This is a genomic window from Corallococcus exercitus, assembly GCF_042231735.1.
Classification (GTDB): Bacteria; Myxococcota; Myxococcia; order Myxococcales; family Myxococcaceae; genus Corallococcus; species Corallococcus exercitus_B.
Map to the genome: position 1 here is coordinate 9,373,073 of NZ_CP102577.1, position 19,246 is coordinate 9,392,318.

General features: G+C 73.1%; 21 protein-coding genes and 1 pseudogene. 17 read left to right on the top strand and 5 right to left on the bottom strand.

What is annotated here, in order from left to right:
• Window positions 1-81 precede the first annotated feature (81 nt).
• Window positions 82-846, bottom strand: a complete 765-nt coding sequence (locus tag NR792_RS37815; protein WP_375757541.1) for a glutamine amidotransferase — start codon at window positions 844-846, stop codon at window positions 82-84.
• A gap of 279 nt (window positions 847-1,125) precedes the next feature.
• Between NR792_RS37815 and NR792_RS37820 the strand changes: the two genes are divergently transcribed.
• Complete coding sequence (locus NR792_RS37820) at window positions 1,126-1,731, top strand: cysteine hydrolase family protein (protein ID WP_375757542.1); 606 nt, start codon at window positions 1,126-1,128, stop codon at window positions 1,729-1,731.
• A 70-nt stretch (window positions 1,732-1,801) separates the two neighbouring features.
• Window positions 1,802-1,945, top strand: coding sequence for a hypothetical protein (locus tag NR792_RS37825; protein ID WP_375757543.1), 144 nt, complete (start codon window positions 1,802-1,804; stop codon window positions 1,943-1,945).
• On the opposite strand, the gene NR792_RS37830 is transcribed toward NR792_RS37825, so the two are convergent.
• Window positions 1,902-2,699 (bottom strand): MFS transporter, encoded by a 798-nt coding sequence (locus NR792_RS37830; protein WP_375757544.1) that lies wholly within the window; start codon window positions 2,697-2,699, stop codon window positions 1,902-1,904. The genes NR792_RS37825 and NR792_RS37830 overlap by 44 nt on opposite strands.
• 610 nt (window positions 2,700-3,309) lie before the next feature.
• On the opposite strand from NR792_RS37830, the gene NR792_RS37835 reads away from it, so the two are divergent.
• The 7 genes from NR792_RS37835 (at window position 3,310) to NR792_RS37865 (ending at window position 8,547) form a co-directional block, all read left to right on the top strand.
• Window positions 3,310-4,053, top strand: a complete 744-nt coding sequence (locus NR792_RS37835) for a hypothetical protein (RefSeq protein WP_375757545.1) — start codon at window positions 3,310-3,312, stop codon at window positions 4,051-4,053.
• 258 nt (window positions 4,054-4,311) lie between these two features.
• Complete coding sequence (locus NR792_RS37840; RefSeq protein WP_375757546.1) at window positions 4,312-5,121, top strand: sulfite exporter TauE/SafE family protein; 810 nt, start codon at window positions 4,312-4,314, stop codon at window positions 5,119-5,121.
• A gap of 52 nt (window positions 5,122-5,173) precedes the next feature.
• Window positions 5,174-5,596 (top strand): YeeE/YedE family protein, encoded by a 423-nt coding sequence (locus NR792_RS37845; protein WP_375757547.1) that lies wholly within the window; start codon window positions 5,174-5,176, stop codon window positions 5,594-5,596.
• Window position 5,597: 1 nt separating this feature from the next.
• Window positions 5,598-6,053, top strand: coding sequence for a DUF6691 family protein (locus NR792_RS37850; RefSeq protein WP_375757548.1), 456 nt, complete (start codon window positions 5,598-5,600; stop codon window positions 6,051-6,053).
• Window positions 6,054-6,153: 100 nt separating this feature from the next.
• Complete coding sequence (locus NR792_RS37855) at window positions 6,154-6,678, top strand: RNA polymerase sigma factor (protein ID WP_375757549.1); 525 nt, start codon at window positions 6,154-6,156, stop codon at window positions 6,676-6,678.
• A complete protein-coding gene (locus NR792_RS37860) occupies window positions 6,665-7,459 on the top strand; it encodes a zf-HC2 domain-containing protein (protein WP_375757550.1) in 795 nt (264 codons plus the stop codon). The genes NR792_RS37855 and NR792_RS37860 overlap by 14 nt, the downstream gene beginning before the upstream one ends.
• 53 nt (window positions 7,460-7,512) lie before the next feature.
• Complete coding sequence (locus NR792_RS37865; RefSeq protein ID WP_375757551.1) at window positions 7,513-8,547, top strand: YeiH family protein; 1,035 nt, start codon at window positions 7,513-7,515, stop codon at window positions 8,545-8,547.
• Between the two features lie 83 nt (window positions 8,548-8,630).
• Here the strand turns inward: NR792_RS37865 and NR792_RS37870 are convergent, their stop codons facing one another.
• Window positions 8,631-9,137, bottom strand: coding sequence for a TlpA family protein disulfide reductase (locus NR792_RS37870; RefSeq protein WP_375757552.1), 507 nt, complete (start codon window positions 9,135-9,137; stop codon window positions 8,631-8,633).
• A gap of 158 nt (window positions 9,138-9,295) precedes the next feature.
• Here NR792_RS37870 and NR792_RS37875 point away from each other — a divergent pair, with 158 nt between their 5' ends.
• The 4 genes from NR792_RS37875 to NR792_RS37890 all read left to right on the top strand — a co-directional run bounded on the left by NR792_RS37875 (window position 9,296) and on the right by NR792_RS37890 (window position 13,573).
• Window positions 9,296-10,540, top strand: coding sequence for a cytochrome c biogenesis protein CcdA (locus tag NR792_RS37875; RefSeq protein WP_375757553.1), 1,245 nt, complete (start codon window positions 9,296-9,298; stop codon window positions 10,538-10,540).
• Window positions 10,541-10,627: 87 nt separating this feature from the next.
• Complete coding sequence (locus tag NR792_RS37880; RefSeq protein ID WP_375757554.1) at window positions 10,628-12,250, top strand: bifunctional metallophosphatase/5'-nucleotidase; 1,623 nt, start codon at window positions 10,628-10,630, stop codon at window positions 12,248-12,250.
• A gap of 44 nt (window positions 12,251-12,294) precedes the next feature.
• Window positions 12,295-12,753, top strand: coding sequence for a DsrE family protein (locus NR792_RS37885; protein ID WP_375757555.1), 459 nt, complete (start codon window positions 12,295-12,297; stop codon window positions 12,751-12,753).
• Between the two features lie 109 nt (window positions 12,754-12,862).
• On the top strand, window positions 12,863-13,573 hold the full coding sequence (locus NR792_RS37890) for an MBL fold metallo-hydrolase (protein ID WP_375757556.1): 711 nt from the start codon (window positions 12,863-12,865) through the stop codon (window positions 13,571-13,573).
• 517 nt (window positions 13,574-14,090) lie between these two features.
• Here NR792_RS37890 and NR792_RS37895 read toward each other — a convergent pair.
• On the bottom strand, window positions 14,091-14,522 hold the full coding sequence (locus NR792_RS37895) for a rhodanese-like domain-containing protein (protein WP_375757557.1): 432 nt from the start codon (window positions 14,520-14,522) through the stop codon (window positions 14,091-14,093).
• Between the two features lie 124 nt (window positions 14,523-14,646).
• On the opposite strand from NR792_RS37895, the gene NR792_RS37900 reads away from it, so the two are divergent.
• The 4 genes and pseudogenes from NR792_RS37900 (at window position 14,647) to NR792_RS37915 (ending at window position 18,123) form a co-directional block, all read left to right on the top strand.
• Complete coding sequence (locus tag NR792_RS37900; protein ID WP_375757558.1) at window positions 14,647-15,465, top strand: sigma-70 family RNA polymerase sigma factor; 819 nt, start codon at window positions 14,647-14,649, stop codon at window positions 15,463-15,465.
• A gap of 307 nt (window positions 15,466-15,772) precedes the next feature.
• Window positions 15,773-16,612 carry a LysR family transcriptional regulator gene (locus NR792_RS37905; RefSeq protein WP_375757559.1) on the top strand — a complete coding sequence of 280 codons (840 nt, stop codon included), beginning with the start codon at window positions 15,773-15,775 and terminating at the stop codon, window positions 16,610-16,612.
• Between the two features lie 148 nt (window positions 16,613-16,760).
• Window positions 16,761-16,892 (top strand): annotated as a pseudogene (locus tag NR792_RS37910) (IS3 family transposase); the annotation flags it as partial.
• 298 nt (window positions 16,893-17,190) lie between these two features.
• A complete protein-coding gene (locus NR792_RS37915; RefSeq protein ID WP_375757560.1) occupies window positions 17,191-18,123 on the top strand; it encodes a sigma-70 family RNA polymerase sigma factor in 933 nt (310 codons plus the stop codon).
• Between the two features lies 1 nt (window position 18,124).
• On the opposite strand, the gene NR792_RS37920 is transcribed toward NR792_RS37915, so the two are convergent.
• Window positions 18,125-19,219, bottom strand: coding sequence for an ADYC domain-containing protein (locus tag NR792_RS37920; protein WP_375757561.1), 1,095 nt, complete (start codon window positions 19,217-19,219; stop codon window positions 18,125-18,127).
• Between the last annotated feature and the right edge of the window lie 27 nt (window positions 19,220-19,246).

Sequence of the window (19,246 nt, forward strand, 5' to 3'; positions counted from 1 at the left end):
GCCGGACTGTCGCGGGCGAACCTCGCCCTGCTCGGCTGACACACGCCGCTGTTCAGCCGCACTGCGCTCGGCGGCCCGGGCTCACTCCGAGACGCGCGCCGGGGCGCCCGGGCCTCCTACCCGGCCCTCGAGCGAGGCGACCTGGCCCATGAGGAAATGGGCGAGCCGGACGCGAAACGCCTCGATGCGGGGCGCGTGGCTCCGAAGCCGCGGGAGGTCGTCCCCGGCGAGCGCTTCGAGCGTGCGGCCGGCCCGGGCGAGCGAGTCCGGGCTCGCCCGGGCCCAGCCCTCGAAGGTGGACGCGTCGACTTCGGGATGGACGAGGACGCCGAGCGCACTGCCCAGCGCGAAGAGTTCCTGGGGCGTGCGCTCCGAGCCCGCGAGCCGGATGGCCCCGGGAACGGGGTCGAACGTGTCCGCGTGCCAGTGGGCAACGTCGAAGACGGGGGCGTCCGGCGCGAAGACGGGATGGGCCCGGCCGGCGGGCGTGGGCACGAGCGGGTGCACGCCGACGACCATTCCGCGGGGGTCCGGATACACGCGCGCGCCGGCCACCTGCGCGAGCAGCTGCGCGCCAAGGCACACGCCCAGGGTGGGCAGGCCCCGCGCGAGCCGCCGCTCCAGCAGCGACAGCTCGTCGCGAAGAATGGGGTAGCGCCGCGCCTCGTACGCGCCCATGAAGCCGCCGAGCACGACCGCGAGCTCCGCGTCGGCGTCCCCCGGGCGGACCTCCCGGTAGCGAGGCTCGAGGGCGAATCCCGCCCCCGCGAGCGCGGCGGCGAGCCCACCGGAGCCGACGGGCAGGTCGTGTTGGAAGAGCACGGCGCGAGGCGGGCGAGGCGTCACAGGGGGCTCCAGGGCGAGGTCGGTGCAGGAGCCTAAGGATGGTCCCCAGCGTCCGCCCGGGAAACGGAAGTTCTCGGTCCGCTGGACGCTGCGTTCCCCCCTGCCGCGCTCGAAAGCCAACGCCCCGCGCCGCTCCCGCCGGCTCGCAGCACGGCTTCGAGCTCCGGCCCTGACCATTTCTGCACAGGCATTGCACGAAGACAGCGAACGACGGAGCGGATGCGCACGGACTACTCCATGGGGACCAACCCGGGCTGCCAGCCCCTCGAGGAGACCTCCATGACTGCCCCCCGTACGCTTCTCTCCATGTTCGGTGCCCCGCCGGCCCATCCCTCCCCGCTCGACCGCGCGGTGCTCGTCATCGTCGACGCCCAGGCGGAGTACCTGCCCTCCGGCAACCTGCCGCTCACCGGCATTGACGCCGCGGTGGCGGAGACGGCGCGCCTGCTCGAGCTGGCCCGCCGCCATGGCACGCCGGTCTTCCATGTCGTGCACCACGGCCCCGCCGGCAGCGCCATCTTCGACCCGCGGGGGCCTGGCAGCGCCATCATCCCGGCCGTGGCTCCGAAGGAAGGCGAGGCGGTCGTGACCAAGGCCCTGCCGAACTCCTTCGCCGGCACCGACCTGCACGCGCGCATCCAGGCGACGGGCCGCAAGGAGCTCATCATCGCGGGCTTCATGACGCACATGTGCGTCTCGGCCACGACGCGGGCGGCCCTGGACCTCGGCTACAGCAACACGGTGGTGGCCGCGGCCACCGCGACGCGCGACCTGCCCGGCCCCACCGGAGGCGTGGTGCCGGCGGCGGAGCTGCAGCGCAACGAGCTCGCGGCGCTCGGCGACCTGTTCGCGCTGGTGGTGAAGGACGCGGGCGCCTGGGCGTAAGGCTTCCGAGCGCGGGGCGCGGCGCGCCAGGCGGCCCGACGCGCGCTGCTGCGGCACCGGCGAACAGGTGGTGGACAAGCTCGCCGCGTGGCAACAGCGCGTCAATGCCGACGAGCTGATGATTCTGAACCTGGGGCACTCACAGCAAGCCATCTCCCGCTCGACCGAACTCATCGCCAACGCCTACGGCATGCCGGACGACGTCCTCGAATAGGGTCATTCGCCGCCCTGGGTGCGCCGCGTGGTGACGGCCGCGAGCACGGCTGGGACGAGGCCCGGGCCGACCACGGCGCGCGGCGCTCGACCAGCCTGGCGCTGATGCCCGCGCCCAGGATGATGCCGGCGCTGAAGGGCAGCGAGGCCAGGCCCGTGCGCACCGGGCTGAAGTGAAGCACCTCCTGCAGGTAGAGCGTCAGCAGGTAGAAGGTCCCCATCAGTCCGGCGCCGACGAACAGTATGGTGGCGTAGGAGCTCGACCGGTTCCTGTCGCGAAAGAGCCCGAGCGGCAACATCGGGTGCGCGCGGCGCGCCTGGAGTGCCACGAAGAAGCCACCGAGGACGAGCGCCGCGATGAAGGCCGCGACGGTGAGGGCATCGTCCCAGCCGTGCTCCCCGCCGCGGGTGATGCCGTAGGCGAGCGCGAACATGGCGCCCGTGCCGCTCAGCGCGTCCACGGTGTCGAGCCGGCCGCGGTTGCGCTGCCCCTCGACGAGCGCACGGGTGCCGAGGAGCACCGCGAGGCCAATGGGGACGTTGATGAAGAACACCCATCGCCAGCTCAGCAGCCCGACCAGCAACCCACCCAGCAGCACGCCGAGGGTGATGCCGAGCGCGGACATCGCGCCGTAGACGGCCATCGCGCGGTTGCGCGGCGGGCCCACCGGGAAGGTGGTGGCGATGAGGGCCAGCGCATTGGGGGCGACCCGCGCGGCGCCAAGCCCCTGGAGGCCGCGCGACACGATGAGCATCTCGACGTTGACGCCGAGGCCGCCGAGCCGGCCGCCGAAAGGAGCAGGCTGCCGAAGGCGAGGACGTATGCATTGACGACCCATGGGAGGGCCGCCGCGGAGACGCCAAGGTCACGCTGGATGCTCGGCAGCGCGATGTTCGCGATGGCATCGTCCAGGACGAGCATCGACTGCGCCGTCGCGATGACGAGCAGCGACAGGCCAGGCCTGCGCTCCTTGAGGAACGCCGCGGACGGGGCGGTCTGGGTAGAAGGCGTGGCGGACATGGAGGCCCCCTTCGAGCGCGTGGCGAGGCGGGCGGATGAAGAACTCCCGTGCTCTGAAGAGGGGACGAAGGCCGCTCTGGGGCCTTACACCCTGGTGGGTCGTCCCGTGGCCGCACTGGAGGGGTGTAAGGCCCCGCGCCCGCGTGCGTCTTCCTGGAGAAGGTCACTCCATCCACGTCTTCCCCTGGAGTTGCTCCATGGCACGCCTGAAACCTGCCCTCACCACCGCCCTTGCGCACGTCGCGCTGTTGGCCGCGCCGCTCGCCCTGGCGGGACCCGCGCCCGGACAGGCTGCATCGCACGTCCGCGGCCATTCCCACGCTCAGCCCAAGAAGGAGTCCTCCATGCTCAGCACGCAATTGCGCTCCAACCCCTCTCCCGTGCAGGCGGGCAAGCCCGCGACGCTCGCGCTGCGGGTGCGGGATGCGCGGGGCCAGCCCGTGCCGACGCTGGACCTGTCGCACGGCAAGCCCATGCACCTGTTCCTCATCTCCAAGGACCTGCGGAGCTTCGCGCACGTGCACCCGGAGGCCCGGGAGGGTGAGTTCGCGCTGGAGCACACCTTCGAGTCGGGCGGCGAGTACATGGTGCTCGTGGACTACGCGCGACCGGGGGGCAGCGCCCCGGTGGACCGGCATCCGCTTCGCGTGGAGGGCCCGTCCCGTCCATCGACCGCGCTCGCCGTGACGCCCGCGACGCAGCGCAGTGACGGCCTCGTCTTCACCCTGCACGGAGGCGACGCGGCGCGTGCGGGCGCCGGTGGTGCCCACCTGCACTTCGCCATCGCCGACGCCGCGACGGGGCGGCCCGTGGACGACCTGGAGCCCTACCTCGAGGCCATGGCCCACTTCGCCGTGCTCAGCGAGGACGGAAAGGACTTCCTCCACGTGCACCCGCTTGATTCCAAGCCTGGGCAGGGCGTCGCGGCCCACGCGGTCTTCCCTCGCGCGGGCCTCTACAAGCTCTGGGTCCAGGTGCAGCGCCAGGGCCGGGTGGTGACGGTGCCCTTCGTGCTGCGCGTGCAGCCGGCGGACGCTTCCGGTCCGGTGGGCGTGCCTGGCCATGGGGCTCACGGGTCGCATCACTAGCGACCGCCAGCCCGAGGGGCGCCCTACCGCGCCAGCGCCGCGGCCTTCTTCGCGCAGCCGCAGTCCAGGCACCCCGCGGCAGCGCACCCGCCGTAGTGGCTGTGCGCGTCGGCGCGGGCTGCCTTCGCGTCTCCGGACCGAGGGGGTGAATCCCTTTTCGCCTGTCCTGGCTCTCATGGGCGAAGCGGCCCGTGGGGGCCGCACACCCGTTCGCCGCGGGGGGGGGCAGCGCCCCTCCTCTGCTCCTGGAGCCCTGCCGTGCTGGTCCTCGGCCTCTCGCTCGCTGCCCTCGTCGGCCTCGCCCTCGGCTTGCTCGGCGGCGGCGGCTCCATCCTCACCGTTCCCATCTTCGTGTACGTGCTGGGACTGCCCGCCAAGGAGTCCATCGCGATGGGGCTCGCGGTGGTGGGGGTGACGAGCCTCCTCGGCGCCGCGGGCCATTGGCGTGCGGGCAACGTGAACGTGAGGGCAGCCCTTGGCTTCGGCGGCCTCGCCATGGCCGGCACCTGGCTGGGCACGCGCCTGTCCGTGCACGTCCCTGGCGCCGTGCAGCTGGTGGTGCTCGCGCTGGTGATGCTGGTGGCCGCCTTCTTCATGTTCCGCAACGCACGTGGCGTGATGCCGCCCGCCGAGGACAGGGCCCCGGAGTCCAGCCTCGTGCTCACCGGAGGGGGGAGCCTCGCGGTGGGAATGCTCACCGGCCTGGTGGGCGTGGGCGGCGGCTTCCTCATCGTGCCCGCGCTGGTGCTCTTCGCGGGGCTGTCCATGAAGCAGGCCGTGGGGAGCAGCCTGCTGGTCATCGCCCTCAACTCCTTCGTGGGCTTCGCGGGCTACCTCGGTCAGGTGCGGGTGCCCTGGGGGCTGCTGGGCGAGTTCACCGCCCTCGCGGCAGCGGGCATCCTCGTGGGAACCGCCCTCGTGCGCTTCATCTCCCAGGCGGCCCTCAAGCGCGCCTTCTCCCTCGTCCTCGTGCTGATGGGCGCCTTCATCCTCTTCAAGAACCGCGGCGTGTTGCTCGACTCGGCTGTGCACGCCGCGCCGGCTGCCGCCGCGGCCGTGCAGCGCTGAGGTTCGCTCGCTCCGCCGTTCTCCCTTCACCGCTCTCGCGAGGCCTTCCGACGTGACGCAATTCCTCCCACCCCTGCTCGGCGGCATTCTCATCGGGCTTGCCTCGAGCCTGCTGCTCCTCTTCAACGGTCGCGTTGCCGGCATCAGCGGCATCGCAGGCGGATTGCTGCTGCCCCGGCGCGGCGAGCTCGCCTGGCGCGCCGCATTCGTCGGCGGGCTCGTGGGCGGCGGACTGCTGCTGCGCGCGCTGTTCCCGCGGGTGTTCGGCGCCCCGGTGGTGACTGGCGTCGGCCTCACGGTGCTCGCGGGGCTGCTGGTGGGCTTCGGCACGCGCCTGGGCAATGGCTGCACCAGCGGCCATGGCGTGTGCGGTCTGGCCCGCGGCTCGCTGCGCTCCCTCGTCGCGACCGGCACCTTCATGGTGACGGGCGCGCTCACCGTCTTCCTCGTCCACCACGTTCTCGGAGGTCTCTAGGATGAAGGCCGCACTGATGGCCGGGCTCGCCGGCATCCTCTTCTCGCTCGGACTGGGGCTGGGCGGCATGACCGACCCCGCCAAGGTGGTGGGCTTCCTCGACGTGGCGGGGGACTGGCAGCCCGGCCTCGCCTTCGTCATGGCCGGCGCGATGGGGACCTACGCGCTGCTGCGCCGGCTCATCGTGCGCCAGCGCCGCGCGCCGGTGCTCGCACCCACCTTCCCGGCGCTCGGCAACGCACGCCCGGACGCGCGGCTGGTCGCTGGCGCCGCGCTCTTCGGCGCGGGCTGGGGGCTCGCCGGCTATTGCCCGGGTCCCGCCTTCACCTCCGTGGGCTCCGGCGCGAACACGGCGCCGCTCTTCGTCGCGGCGATGGTGGGCGGCATGCTGCTCTTCCAGCTCTGGGAGAAGCGCCCCGTGCCCGCCCGTGTCCAGGCGCCCGTACCCCAGCGCTGAGCGTCCCTCCTTCCGCCCCTCCCGGGCCGTTCGCGCCCCTCCCACTCGAGTGCGTGGGCGGCCGGGAACCATTTCCACCCCTGCGCGTGTCCTCGCTCCCGTGACCCCCCGCGGCTTCATCTCGCTCGTGCTGCCCCACCTGCCCACGCTCTTGCGAACGGGCCTCCGCCTCACCCGGAACCCGGCCCACGCCGAGGACCTGGTGCAGGACACGGTCGTGCGCGCGCTGGAGCGGCGTGGCGAGCTGCGCAGTCCCGAGCAGCTTCGCGGCTGGCTGCTCGCGGTGCAGCGCACGGTCCACCTCAACGGCGCGCGTGGGTTGCGGCCTCGGCTGGAGGTGCTGCAGGGGGGCTCGGGCTCCGAGGCGCCCCTGCCCGAGCCGACGGGGGACCTCGAGCGGGAGCTGCACGCGCGTGCCCTGGGCCCCTCGCTGACGGCGGGGCTCGCGGCGATTGCGCCCGAGTGGCGCGAGGCATTGTGGCTGCGCGAGGTGGAGGAGCTGTCGTACGAGGAGATTGCGCAAGTGCAGGACTGCCCCGTGGGCACCGTGCGCTCGCGGCTGGCGCGTGCCCGGGGTGCGCTCCTGGACTTCATGCAAAGGGAGAGTGGCCGTGAGCGGATGTAGCCAGACGTGGCGCGAGAGGATCTCGGAGTACTTCGACGGCGAGGCCAGCGCCGCGGAGCGCGCGCGCTCCGAGGCGCACCTGGCCGCGTGCGCCGCTTGCCAGCAACTCGCCGAGCGCTACGCCGGGCTGCGCATGGCGCTGCGGGGGGCCGCGGCCGCGTCCCCGCCCACCGTGGCCCGGCGGCTGCGGACGCGCATCGAGGCACTCGGCGATGGGGGAGGCCCGCCCGCCGCCGCCACCCGCGTCCACCTGCCGCGTTCCGCGCCCATGCGCCGCCTCGCCGCCGCCGCCGCCGCGCTGCTCCTGGCGGTGGGCCTGCTTTGGACGGGATGGCCGCGCGGCTTCAACGAGGTGCTGGCGGCGGATCTCGAGCGCCACCACCTGCGGGCCTTCTCCCGCGCGCAGCCCTGCGAGTTCGAGTCCTCGGACCGGACGGCCGTGCGCGCGTGGGCGCTCGCCCAGACGGGCGAGAAGATCGAGGTGCCGGACGTGCCTGGCGCGCGGCTGCTGGGCGCGCGGCGCTGCAGGCTCCACGGCCGCATCACCATCTCCTTGCTCTACCGCTACGGCAACCACGCCCTCACGCTGTTCGCGCCCACGAAGGACTCGAGCGCCGGCGCGCAGGGCCTCGCTTTCGCGCGGAAGGGACCGCGCTGCACGAAGGGGCCCGTGGGTGAGCGCATCTGCGTGGTGGCGCGCGGCGACGACGTCACCATCGCGGTGTCGGAGCTGGGGGACTCGGTGCTGCTGAGCGCGCTCTCGACTTCGGATGCGCCGTAGGCGGCACGCGTGGACCCCTGCGACGCGTTTTTCAACCCCGACCTGGACCACCGATGACGCCCACCCCTGTCGTCTCCGCCGCGCCCGCGAGCGCTTCCTCTCCCTGGCGCGCGCGCGCCCCCGGCATGCTGCTGGCCGTGGCGCTCGCCATCGTGAGCTACTGGCTCGCCACGCTGCCGGGGCTCAAGGTGGTGGGGCCCCTCACCGTGGCGCTGCTTATCGGACTTGCCTTGCGCGCGGTGATGGGGCTGCCGCAGGTGCTCGCCGAGGGCAACCGCTTCTCGGCGAAGACGGTGCTGCGCCTGGGCATCGTGCTGATGGGGGCGCGGCTGGACTTCGGTCTCGTGGCCAAGGCGGGGCTGCGCATCCTGCTGCTGGACCTGGCCGTCATCGCCGTGGGCATCGCGGGCATCGCGTGGCTGGCGCGCCGCTTCGGCGTGCCCTCGAGGCTCGCCATGCTGCTCGCCGTGGGCACCTCGGTGTGCGGGGCGAGCGCGGTGGTGGCGGCCAGCAGCGTGACGCGCGCGGACGAGGAGGACACCACGCTGGCCGTGGGGCTGTGCGGCATCCTGGGCACCGCGGGCGTGCTCCTCTACGTGTTCGCGGGGCCCCTGCTGGGCTTCAGCACCCTGCAGCTCGCCGTGCTCTCCGGCTCCACGCTGCACGAGGTGGCGCAGGTGATGGCGGCCGCCTTCAGCTGGGGCACCGAGGCCGGTGACCTGGGCACGCTGGTGAAGCTCACCCGCGTGGTGCTGCTCGCCCCCGCGCTCATCGTGCTGGGCCTGGTCTCGGGCGCGAGCGGCAAGGTGAAGTACTCGTGGAGCGAGCCCCCCATCCCCTGGTTCGTCGTGGGCTTCCTCGCCCTCGGCGTGCTCGGCTCGGTGGGGCTGCTCGCGCCCTCGCTGCGTGCGGGCCTGTCCACCACCAGTGTGTTCCTGATGGTGATGGCGATGGCGGCCATGGGCCTGGCCACGCCCTTCCAGATGATCCGCAAGGCCGGCATGAAGGTCATCTACGCGGGCCTGCTGGGCTTTGGAGGACTCGCGCTCATGGCGTGGGGCCTCATCCACCTGCTGCGCATCGGGTAGGCGCCGCGGCGGGTGCAGAAGAGCCCGAAGAGGCGGCGCCGCTTGCCCGGTGCCGCCTTGGGCTTCGCGCTGGCGGGGCGTGCCTACGGGCTCCCTGCGAGCAGCGCCTTCACGCGCCGCGTGTGGAAGGCCCGGTCGCGCTCGCCGCTGATGGCGGCCACCACCACGCCGTGCCGGTCGATGTAGACCGTGGCGGGCACGGTGGACACGTGCAGCGGGCCGAGCACCTCGCCCTGCGCGATGGCGAGCGTCATGCCCAGGCCGAGCCTCGCCGCCTCGCGCACCGTTCGCTCCTCGCTCGGGTTGAGCGAGAGCGCGAGGAAGCCCACCCCCTTCGACTCGTACTCGCGGCGTACCGCGTCCAGCTCGGGCAACTCCCGAGCACAGGCGTATCAACCTGGTGCCCAGATGCTCACCACCCAGGGCTTGCCCAGCAGGTCCGCGCGCTCAAGGCCGCGGCCCTCCAGCGTGCGCGCCGAGAAGCTCTCGGGCACGGGGAGGTTGGGCCGGTCGTAGCGGTCGCAGGCGCTGAGCAGCAGGCAGAGCGCGAGGGCGGGCAGCAGGGCAGGGGACAGGCGGTGGCGGCGCATGGTGCTCCAGATAAGCACGCACGCCGCCCTTCGCACGCGATTCCTGGGTCGGAGCCATCGCGCCTGGCGGCGGGAACTTCCGTGGGCCCCGTCCGTGTCTCCCTGCCCATGCGTGAACGTCATGGGCGGGCCACCCGCCAGAGCACGGGAGTGGCGCGATGAGTCTGGGGCTTCCAGGCATCTTCCTCGCGGGGCTGCTCACCTTCGTCTCCCCCTGCGTGCTGCCGCTCATCCCGCTCTACCTCTCCTTCCTCGCGGGCGTGTCGCTGCCGCAGCTGCGCGGCGAGGCGGGCGGGCCCGTGCGCCGACCCTGGGGCGTGGCGGTGGCCTTCTCGCTGGGCCTCTCCACGGTGTTCGTGGCGCTGGGCATGGCGGCGAGCGCAGTGGGCGGCGCGCTCGCGCAGCACCGCGGCTGGGTGCTGCAGCTGGGTGGGCTTCTGCTCTTCCTCTTCGGGCTCAAGCAGCTGGGGGTCATCCAGGTGCCGTGGCTCGAGCGCGAGGGGCGTCCGTGGCTCACGCGCGTGCAGCGCGGCGGCAACGTGCTGAGCGCCTTCCTCTTCGGCGGCGCCTTCGCCCTGGGCTGGACGCCCTGCATCGGGCCGGTGCTCGGCGGGGTGCTCACGTACACGGCCGCCTCCACCTCGGAGCCCATGACGGGGGCGCTCTACCTGGGCACCTATGCGCTGGGGCTCTCCGTGCCGCTGTTGGCCGCGGCCGCCGCCGCGCCCCTCGTGCTGCGCTGGATGGACGGGATGAAGCGCCACCTGCGCAAGGCGGAGCTTGCCACGGGCGCACTGCTCGCGGCGCTGGGGCTGCTGCTCCTCACCGACTCGCTTGCGCTGCTCACCCCCACGAACAGTCCCCTGGAGCCCGCGCCGGTGGCGGCGCGGGCCGCGCCCGCCGCGAAGTTCACCTCCCGCACGCCGGAGCGCGATGCGGACCTCGGCGGCTCCGAGACAGCCGCATGTACCCCCGGGAGTGGGGGCACGACGGCATGCGCGTTGCCGGAGCCCACCTTCACTCCAACGCTGCCCGCGGGCAGCGCACCGCTGGCGCGCCTGCGGCGCCCGACGATGGTGGAGTTCGTGAGCCAGAGCTGCCCGGTGTGCCAGCGGATGAAGCCCGTGGTGGCGCGGCTGCGGCAGTCCTGCGCGGCGCGCGGCGACGTGGACGTGCTGCTCGTGGACGTGGGCAGCGCGGAGGGCCGCCAGGCCGCGGCCCGCCACGGCATTCGCGGCGTGCCCACCTTCCTCTTCCTCGAGGCCGGCGGCCGCGAGGTGTCGCGCCGCGTTGGCGAGCAGTCGCAGGCGGTGCTCGCACAAGGGCTCGCTGCCCTCGGCGCGGGCGCCTGCGCGCAGGTGGCGCCCGCGCTGCCCTGGGGCACGCAGGCCTGGCCCGGCTAGCGGACGCGCGGAAGCTCTCCGGGGCCTTCCGCCCCTCGCGGCCGTGTCCCTCCCGCCAGCCTCCTTCCACCCCGAAAGGTCCCCTGAATGTACCGTCGACTCCTCCTCCTCGGACTCGCTGCCGTGTTGTTCGCCGCCGGCTGTGCGCGCACGGTGCTCCGCCCCGCGGCTACCCCGCCCGTCCCCACCGGGGCCACTTCGGCCCAGGGCTCGCGCCGTCAGGTGACCATCCTCTACGTCGCGGACCTGCACGCGCAGCTGCGCGCGCACCCGGAGCTGTTCTGGCGCGACGGCGAGGAGCGCATCGAGATGGCCGGCGGCTTCGCACGCGTGGCCGCGGCCATCGAGCGCATCCGGAGTGAGCGCGGTGGCGACGTGCTGGTGCTGGACGCTGGCGACACCTTGCAGGGCTCGGGCGAGGCGGCGCTCACCGAGGGGGCGGCGCTGGTCGCGCCGCTCAACGCGCTGGGGCTGCAGGGCGCGGTGCCCGGCAACTGGGAGGTGGCCTACGGCCCCGGGGTGCTGCGCGAGCGTGCCCGCCAGCTCAACTACCCGCTCTTCGCCGCCAACCTGCGCGATGCGGCGAGCGGCGAGCGGCTCTTCTCTCCCTATTTGTTGAGGGAGGTGGCCGGCGTGAGGATCGCCGTCGTCGGCTTCACGGACCCGGACGTGCCGCGCCGGCAGCCCCCCGGCTACAGCGAGGGCCTGCGCTACGACGGCCCCGAGGCGCTGCCCGCCCTGGTGCGCGAGGTGCGCGAGCAGGAGCGCGCGGACGTCGTGCTGCTGATGACGCACGTGGGCCTCTCCAAGGCGGTGGCGCTCGCGGACCAGGTTCCCGGCGTGGACGCGCACCTGTCCGCCGACACCCACGAGCGCACCTACGTGCCCATCGAGCGCGGAGGCAGCTGGGTGGTGGAGCCCGGAGCCTTTGGCTCATTCCTCGGCCGGCTGGACCTGTGGGTCGAGGGCGGCAAGGTGGTGGAGAGGAAGTGGGAGCTTCTCGAGCTGACGGCCGCGCGCTTCCCGGAGAGTCCCGAAGTCGTGAGGCTGGTGGACGCCGCGCTCGCGCCCCTGGGGCCGCGGCTGTCCAAGGAGGTGGGGCACACCGAGGTGACGCTCGCGCGGTACGCCGTGGTGGAGAACCCGCTCGACAACATGCTCGCGGATGCCATCCGCGCCGCCGGTGGGACCGAGATTGGCCTGTCCAATGGCTTCCGCTTCGGCACGCCGCTCCTTCCCGGGCCGGTGCGCGAGGCGGACCTGTGGAACTTCTTCCCGGTGGTGAACCCGGTGAAGACAGGCAAGCTCACCGGCAAGCAGCTGCGTGACTTCTGGGAGCAGGAGCTGGAGAACGTCTTCGCGCGGGACGCCGAGAAGCGCTTCGGCGGCTGGCTGCCCCGGCCCTCGGGGATGACGCTGCGCTTTCGCGCGAATGCGCCCAAGGGCCAGCGGCTCCTCTCGGCGGAGGTGAACGGCGAGCCGCTGGACGACGCCCGCGTGTACACCGTGGCCGCCTGCGAGCGCGAGGGAGACACGCCCGACATGCTCTGCCGCATTCCCGGCGCGACGGAGACACGCACCCTGGCGGTCGATGCGCACGAGGCCGTGCGCCGCTACCTCGCCACGCGTCCCAAGCTGAACGGTGGATTGCAGGGGCGCGCGGTCGGGGAGGACCTGCCGCCCGTGCTGCGCACCCAGCAGCTGCCCTGAACGCGCTCTTCCCCTTTCACCCCTCACCCGCAGACAGGAGCCCCATGCACCGCACCCTCTTCACCCTGCTCGCCGCACTCCTCCTCGCCGTGCCCGCCGCGGCGCTCGCCGCCAGCCCGGATGCGCGGCCGCCGCAGCCCGCGCAGAAGGGCAAGCTCGTCTTCGTGGCCACCACCGGGCTCGAGGACGTGGGCACCCTGACCAGCAGCTTCCGCCACGCGGTGGCGGCCAAGGAGTCCGGCTACCTCTCGGACGTGGTGTGGTTGAGCTACGGGCGCTCCATCGTGTCGCTGGACCCCACCGTGAAGGCCGTGCCGGAAGGCGTGAGGCAGGCGGCCGAGAAGGCCAGGGCCGCCGGGGTGCGGCTGGTGGCCTGCGGCAGCGCGCTGAAGAAGTACGACATCGACCCGAAGAAGCTGCAGCCGGCCGCCGAGGTGGTGCCGAACGGCGTCGCCGAGCTCTCCCGCCTCGTGGCCGAGGGCTACCAGGTCATCCGTTACTAGCCCGACCGCAGGGCAGGCAGCCGCGGCGCCAGGGGGCGCGAATCTTTTCTCCCGCCCCCTGGCTCCCACCCGCACATCGTCTTCACGTCCCGCGGAGAAGGAAACCCCCATGCTCTTCCGTCAGCTCTTCGACTCCGAAAGCTCCACCTACACCTATCTCCTCGCCGACGGGCGCACCCGCCAGGCGCTGCTCATCGACCCGGTGCACGAGCAGGTCGAGCGCGACCTGAACCTGCTGAAGGAACTGGACCTCACGCTCGAATACGTGCTGGACACGCACGTGCATGCGGACCACGTGACGGCCGCGGGGCTGCTGCGCCAGCGCACCGGCGCGCGCGTGGTGGCCAGCCACCGGGGGGCACCCTGCGTGGACGTCAAGGTGCACCACGGTGACGTGCTGGCACTGGGCGCCCTGAGGGTGGAGGTGCTCGAGACGCCCGGCCACACCGACGACAGCGTCAGCTACCGGATAGGCAGGCGCGTCTTCACCGGGGACGCCCTGCTGGTGCGCTCCGCCGGCCGCACGGACTTCCAGAATGGGGACGCCGGGCACCTCTTCGACTCCATCACCGGTGTGCTCTTCAAACTCCCGGACGACACCGAGGTGTACCCGGCCCACGACTACAACGGCCACACCCAGAGCAGCATCGCGGAGGAGAAGCGCTACAACACGCGCGCCGCCCACCGCGAGCGCGAGGCCTTCGTGCAGCTGATGGGCAACCTCAACCTGCCGCCCCCCAAGAAGCTGAACGAGGCGGTGCCGGCGAACCTCGCCTGCGGGGTCATCTCGCCCACGCAGACGTCCTCACCCCAGGCCTGACCTCTGGGCCGGGGGAAGGCCGCAACGCGACCTTCCTACACCGACCGCGCCGCAGTGGTGCAGGTGCTCGGGCGCCGCGCGGGGTGCGCGGCGCCCGAGAGGCGCTACGGGGACGCCGATGGCGCCGCGGGCGGGAAACCTCGCTCGCGGTGCGCCGTGCGCGCCACTTCCGCACGAGTCCCACGGCGAGCAGCGCGGGCGTGGCCACGAGGCACAGCGGGCACACCGCGCCCGTGACGAGCGCGCCTGCCAGTGCCGACTCCGCCTGCGTGTCCACCTTCCCCCAGGTGACGTCCGGGTGGGACACGGCGCGCACCACGCGGCCCTGAAGTCCCGCACCACGAGGCCGGGGCTTCCCACTGTTTGCTTGAAGCTCGCTGCCGTGACGTTCACCGCCGCCATGTCTTCTTCCTCCACGCCCGCGCGGGGCTGCAGGGCGGGGCGCTCGTCGCCCCGGCCTCGACACGTGGGCGCCAGGGCCGTCCCGGGAGGATTCAGGTGGAGCGGGGCAGACTCCCTATCGCCCCACGGCAGGGCTCGCACCGAATGCCCCGACGCCGTTCTCCATGGCGCCCAGGTCGTGGACGTGCTGGAAGCCCGCCTCACGCAGCACCTGCGCCGCCTGGGCGCTGCGCCGTCCGGTGCGGCAGTACACGATGACGGGCTGGTCCGCGGGAAGGGCGGGGCGCTCGCCGGCCTGGAGCGACTGCAGCGACAGGTGCCGCGCGCCCACGAGGTGGCCTTCGCCGTACTCCTCCTGCGTTCGCACGTCGAGCAGCACGGCCCCTTGGGCTACGAGCTCCTGTGCGCGCGTGGCCGTCACCGCGGTGGCCGGCCGCGTGGCCGGCGCCACCTCCTCGCGCGGCGTCGCACATGCGCCCACGACAGCGAGGGGCAGGGCAAACCCGAGGCCGGCGGCGGCCAGGAAGCGGATGGGGGGGCGGGACATGGCGGGGCTCCTGGGAGACAGGTGGGGCTGCGGTGCGAGGTGTGAGCCACGGGACGCCGTCGAGGATTCACCCCCCCCGCTGAACGGGGGCTGCGCGGGCTCGGAGCGGCGTTATGAGCAGGGGATGGCGAATGACAAGACCGACGCGGAGCTGCTGGCCCTGGCGCAAGGCGGAGATGGACGGGCGCTCGAGGCGCTCCTGGGCCGCCATGAGAAGCAGGTGTACCGCTTCGGGTTGCGCATGTGCGGCTCGGAGGAGGACGCGAAGGAAGTGTTGCAGGAGACGCTGCTGGCTGCCTTCAAGGGCATGCACGCCTTCCGCGGCGAGGCGGAGCTGTCCACCTGGCTGTACCAGGTGGCGCGCACGCACTGCCTGCGCACGCGCCGCAAGCGTGCGGGTGAGCCGGACACGCTCGAGGCCCTGGACGCGCCCGCGGCGGCCGCTGTCCATGCCGAGGCCGCGGCCCCCGACGAGGGCGCCCACGCGCGGCAGATGGGCGAGGTGCTGCAGGCCGCCATCCTCGCGCTGCCCGACACCTACCGCGAGACGCTCATCCTGCGCGACGTGGAGGGCCTGTCGGCGGAGGAGGCGGCGCAGGTGGTGGGCATCGAGGTGCGCGCCCTCAAGAGCCGGCTGCACCGCGCGCGCATGCAGCTGCGTGAGCACCTCGTCACGTTGATGGGCGAGGGCGGCGAAGCCGCCGCACCCGCCGGGTGCCCGGAGCTCGCCGAGGAGCTGACGGCCTTCGCCGCGAGCGAGCTCGACCAGGCGACCTGCGTGCGCATCGAGGAGCACCTCACGCGCTGTCCGCGCTGCGCCGGGGCGTGCGATGCCCTCAAGCGCTCGGTGTCCCTGTGCCGGCGCATCCCGGGCGACGAGGTGCCGGTCCCCGTGCGGGCTGCCGTGCGCCAGGCGCTCGCGCGGGCCGTGACCTCCGGCTGAAGGCGTGCGCAGCCAACAAGGAGAAGGGTGGCCGGGAGGCAGCTCCCAACCGCCCTCGTTCACTCCGGGCTCCCCCGACGCGCTCCTGCTTCGCGCCCCGGCCATCGCCGTGTCGAAGTACGTCACCTGAAACGTGTTGGGCATGTCCGCACCCGCGGGACGAGGGGGAAGGGGGCGTGCCCGGAGGGCCGCCACGTCGGAGCATCAATGCACATCGCGGGGATGCCCTCCTCACGCTCGCTCAGTGTCCGGCTATCCTTGGTCAATGGCTGTGCGAAAAACCTCAGGGGCCCTCGACTGGGAGGACGTGCGCTTCTTTGTAGAGCTCGCGCGGGCCGGCAGCCTTTCGTCCGCCGCGCGCAGCCTCCAGGTGAGTCACGCCACGGTCGGCCGCCGTGTGGCCGCGTTGGAGGAGGCGCTGGGTTGTACGCTCTTCAACCGCCGGGCGGACGGCTACACGCTGACGGCCGAGGGCGCGGCCGTCCTGGAGTCGGCCGCGGACATGGAGGAGCGCGCCCTGGCCATCCAGCGCCGGGCAGGCCAGGGTGGCAGCTTGACGGGCACCGTGCGGTTGACGGCCGTGGAGGGGCTGGCTGAGCGCCTCCTCATCCCACGCGTCGCGGGCTTTCGCAGCCAGCACCCGGGCATCGACCTGGAGGTGATTGAGGACTCGCGCTCCCTCAGCCTTGCCAGGCGCGAGGCGGACGTCGCCATCCGCCTCGCCCGGCCTCGGTCCGGAGAGCTCTTCGCCCGCCGCCTCTCAACCCTCGGCTACGGCGTTTACGCGGCGCCGCGCGGTGACACGTCCGCGTGGGTGGGCTACGACGACTCTTTCGCGCACCTCCCAGAATCGCAGTGGTTGGCCCGGCACGCCGCTGGAGCGCGCATGGCGCTGCGCGCCAACGGCTTGATGGTGCAGCTGGCCGCGGTGCGCGCGGGCTTCGGCAAGGCGCTGCTGCCGTGCTGGTTCGCTGAGCAGGAGCGGGGCCTCGTCCGCCTGCCGCCTCCCGCCCCGCTTCCCGAGCGCGAAGTGTGGCTGGTCGTGCACCGCGACCTGAGGGAGGTCCCGCGCGTGCGCGCCCTCATCGACGCGGTGGTGGCCATCTTCGAGGCGGAGCGTGAGCGGCTTGGGCCACGTGGCACCTGAGTCGCGAGTGCACCTCCTCGGCCACGAGGTGGGCTGGGAGTCGCCCGCTTCCGTGGACATCCGCGATGTGATGGAAGGCGCACGGGATGTCCGCGACTGAGCCTGGGCGAAGCGGCCCGAGTCCGAGCGGAAGAAGCGCGACCGGGCGCTCCAGCTCGAAGTGGCAGCCGTCCACCAGGAGAACCGGGGCACGTACGGTGCGCCTCGGGTGCATGCGGAACTCAAAGCCAGAGGCCAGCGGGTGGCCCGGAGGCGAGTGGCTCGCCTGATGCGCCAGGCGTGCTGGGTGGCCGCGCACGGCGTCGCTTCGTGCGGACCCCCGGCTCGGCCCATCGCCACCCGGGGGACCGAACCGCCTGGGAAAGAACTTCCAACCCGGCGCCGCAAGGTGGTGGGCCGGGCGATGGGCGAGAGAATCGGCCTTCCATCGCGCTGGCCTGAGCCTGACCGGGCTTCCCTGAAGCAGGTTGGCCACGGGGCGCGCGGCGTTCAATGACACACGCGGACACGGCCCTCCGCACCGTGCGCGCTGCGTGCGCAAGGGGCGGGCCGGGGCGCGGCATGGTATGGCCTTGAGCATGTCCCAGGTGCCCGCACTGGCCGCGACCTTCCTCTCGCACGCGAAGACGCGTTTCGTGCCCCCCTCGCCGGAGGACCTCGCGGCGCTCGACGCCCTGCTGTCGCGCGCCTGGGAGGACGCGCAGGCCCGCTGGCCCGGGGTCGCGCTCTCCGCCGCGAGCTTCGTGGCCCACGTCGCGGAGCGGCTCCCCCCCGCGAGCCCCACCACGCCCATCGCGCCGCTCGTCTCCGGCCTGTCCCTGCCGGAGCTGTACCTCGCGTGCGCCTGCCTCCAGGGCCACTCCGCCGCGCACGAGGCGCTGGAGCGCCACTACCTGGCCCGGCTGCCGGAGCGGCTGCGCAGCCTCCGCCAACCCGACGCGATGATCGACGAGGTCCGCCAGCGGGTGGGCGTGAAGCTCCTGGTGGCCAACGCCGGGCACGCGCCCGCCATCGCGGACTACACGGGGCGGGGCGGCCTGCTGAGCTGGGTGGTCGTCATCGCCAGCCGCATCGCGAACAAGCTGCGCGGCCAGGAGAAGCCCTCCACGGAGGACGACGCGGAGGAGCTGTTCAAGGCGCTGCCCGCGCAGGGCCTGGACCCGGAGCTGGACGTGATGAAGCGCCGCCACCACGCGGCCTTCCGCCAGGCCGTGCGCGAGGCCGCCGCCACGTTGTCGGCCGAGGACCGCCATCTGCTCCGCCTCCACTTCGCCGACCGGCTCTCCACGTATGAGATGGCGCCGCTCTTCCGCGTCAACCAGTCCACCATCTCCCGCTGGCTGAAGCGGGTGCAGCAGCAGGTCTACACGGAGACCCGGCGCCGCCTGCAGGAACAGCTGGGCCTCTCCACGGAGGACTTCCAGAGCTTCATCGCCTTCGTGGACAGCCAGCTGGACCTGACCCTCAGCCAGCTGCTCGACGAGAAGCGCGAGCCGCCGTCCGAGGGCTGACCTACTGGACCCGCGCGGGCTCCGCCTTCGGGGGCCCGTAGGACAGGTTGCGTAGGAGCGCGGCCCCGGGCTTCACGTCGCCGCGGCTCACCGTGCAGACCTCGCCCTCGCCGCGCGCGTCGCCCGTGTCCGCCCGGAACCGGCCGGGGCACTCCTGGAGGATGAGGTCCAGCGCGCGGCCATCCCGCGTGCGGGAGAGGCAGGTGGCGCCGTCGGGGGCCCAGGCCGCCTCGAAGGACCCCTTGGCCGGGTCCCACTCCCGCGTCACGTCGGTGGCGCGCTCCAGCACGCCCAGCCGGTCATAGATGTCGATGGTGGTGTCCTGGCGCGTGTGGCTGCGGCCGTTGCCGCAGTAGTCCGCGCGGGCCAGCCGGGTGCACGCCTGGTGGAGGCCGGCCAGCGACTGCCCGTCGCGGGAGGCCCAGGGCGCGTAGCCCCAGAGGATGCACTTGGAGATGGCGCCGTTCTCACACGCGAAGGTGACGCGGTCCGGGGCGTCGGCGTGGGCCCCGGTCGAGTCCCACACGCCGCCCACCGCGAGCGCCCGGGGCGCGGGGGAGCGGTCCAGCGCGACGCAGGGGTTCTCCCACTCGCGTGCCACCGTGTTCCAGGCCTCGATGCGGTAGAAGACCCGGTTCGGATCATCCGCCGCGGGCTCCGCGCCGCAGATGGCCACCTCCACGGGCTTGCCGTCGCTGGCGGTGCCCTGGAGCACGGTGCCCACCACGTCGCTGGCCGTCGCCCCGGTTTCGGGTGCGGGGACCGCCCACAGGCGGCCACCCTCGAAGCGCAGGGCCTTCACCCCGGGCTCCGCCTGCCGGGGGGCGTCCAGCGCCACGGAGACGAGCACGCTGGTGCGCTCGTCCGTCGGCTTCTCCGCGTCCCAGCTGCGCTTGGTGCCCCAGAGCATCGTCCCCTGGGGCCGGGCGATGCGCTGGGCCGTCTGGGACTGGCAGCGGCGCTCGTAGCGCTCGGCGTCGGTCGGGCCGCTCACGGACCGGGCGGGGCCGGGCTTCGGTGCGACAGGCGGTGCGGCCTGGACGCGCGCGGTCAGGAGCAGGAACAGACACACCGGCAGGGCTTTGAACGCGTTCACGTCTCCCAGGAGCCCCCGGGGGGCAAA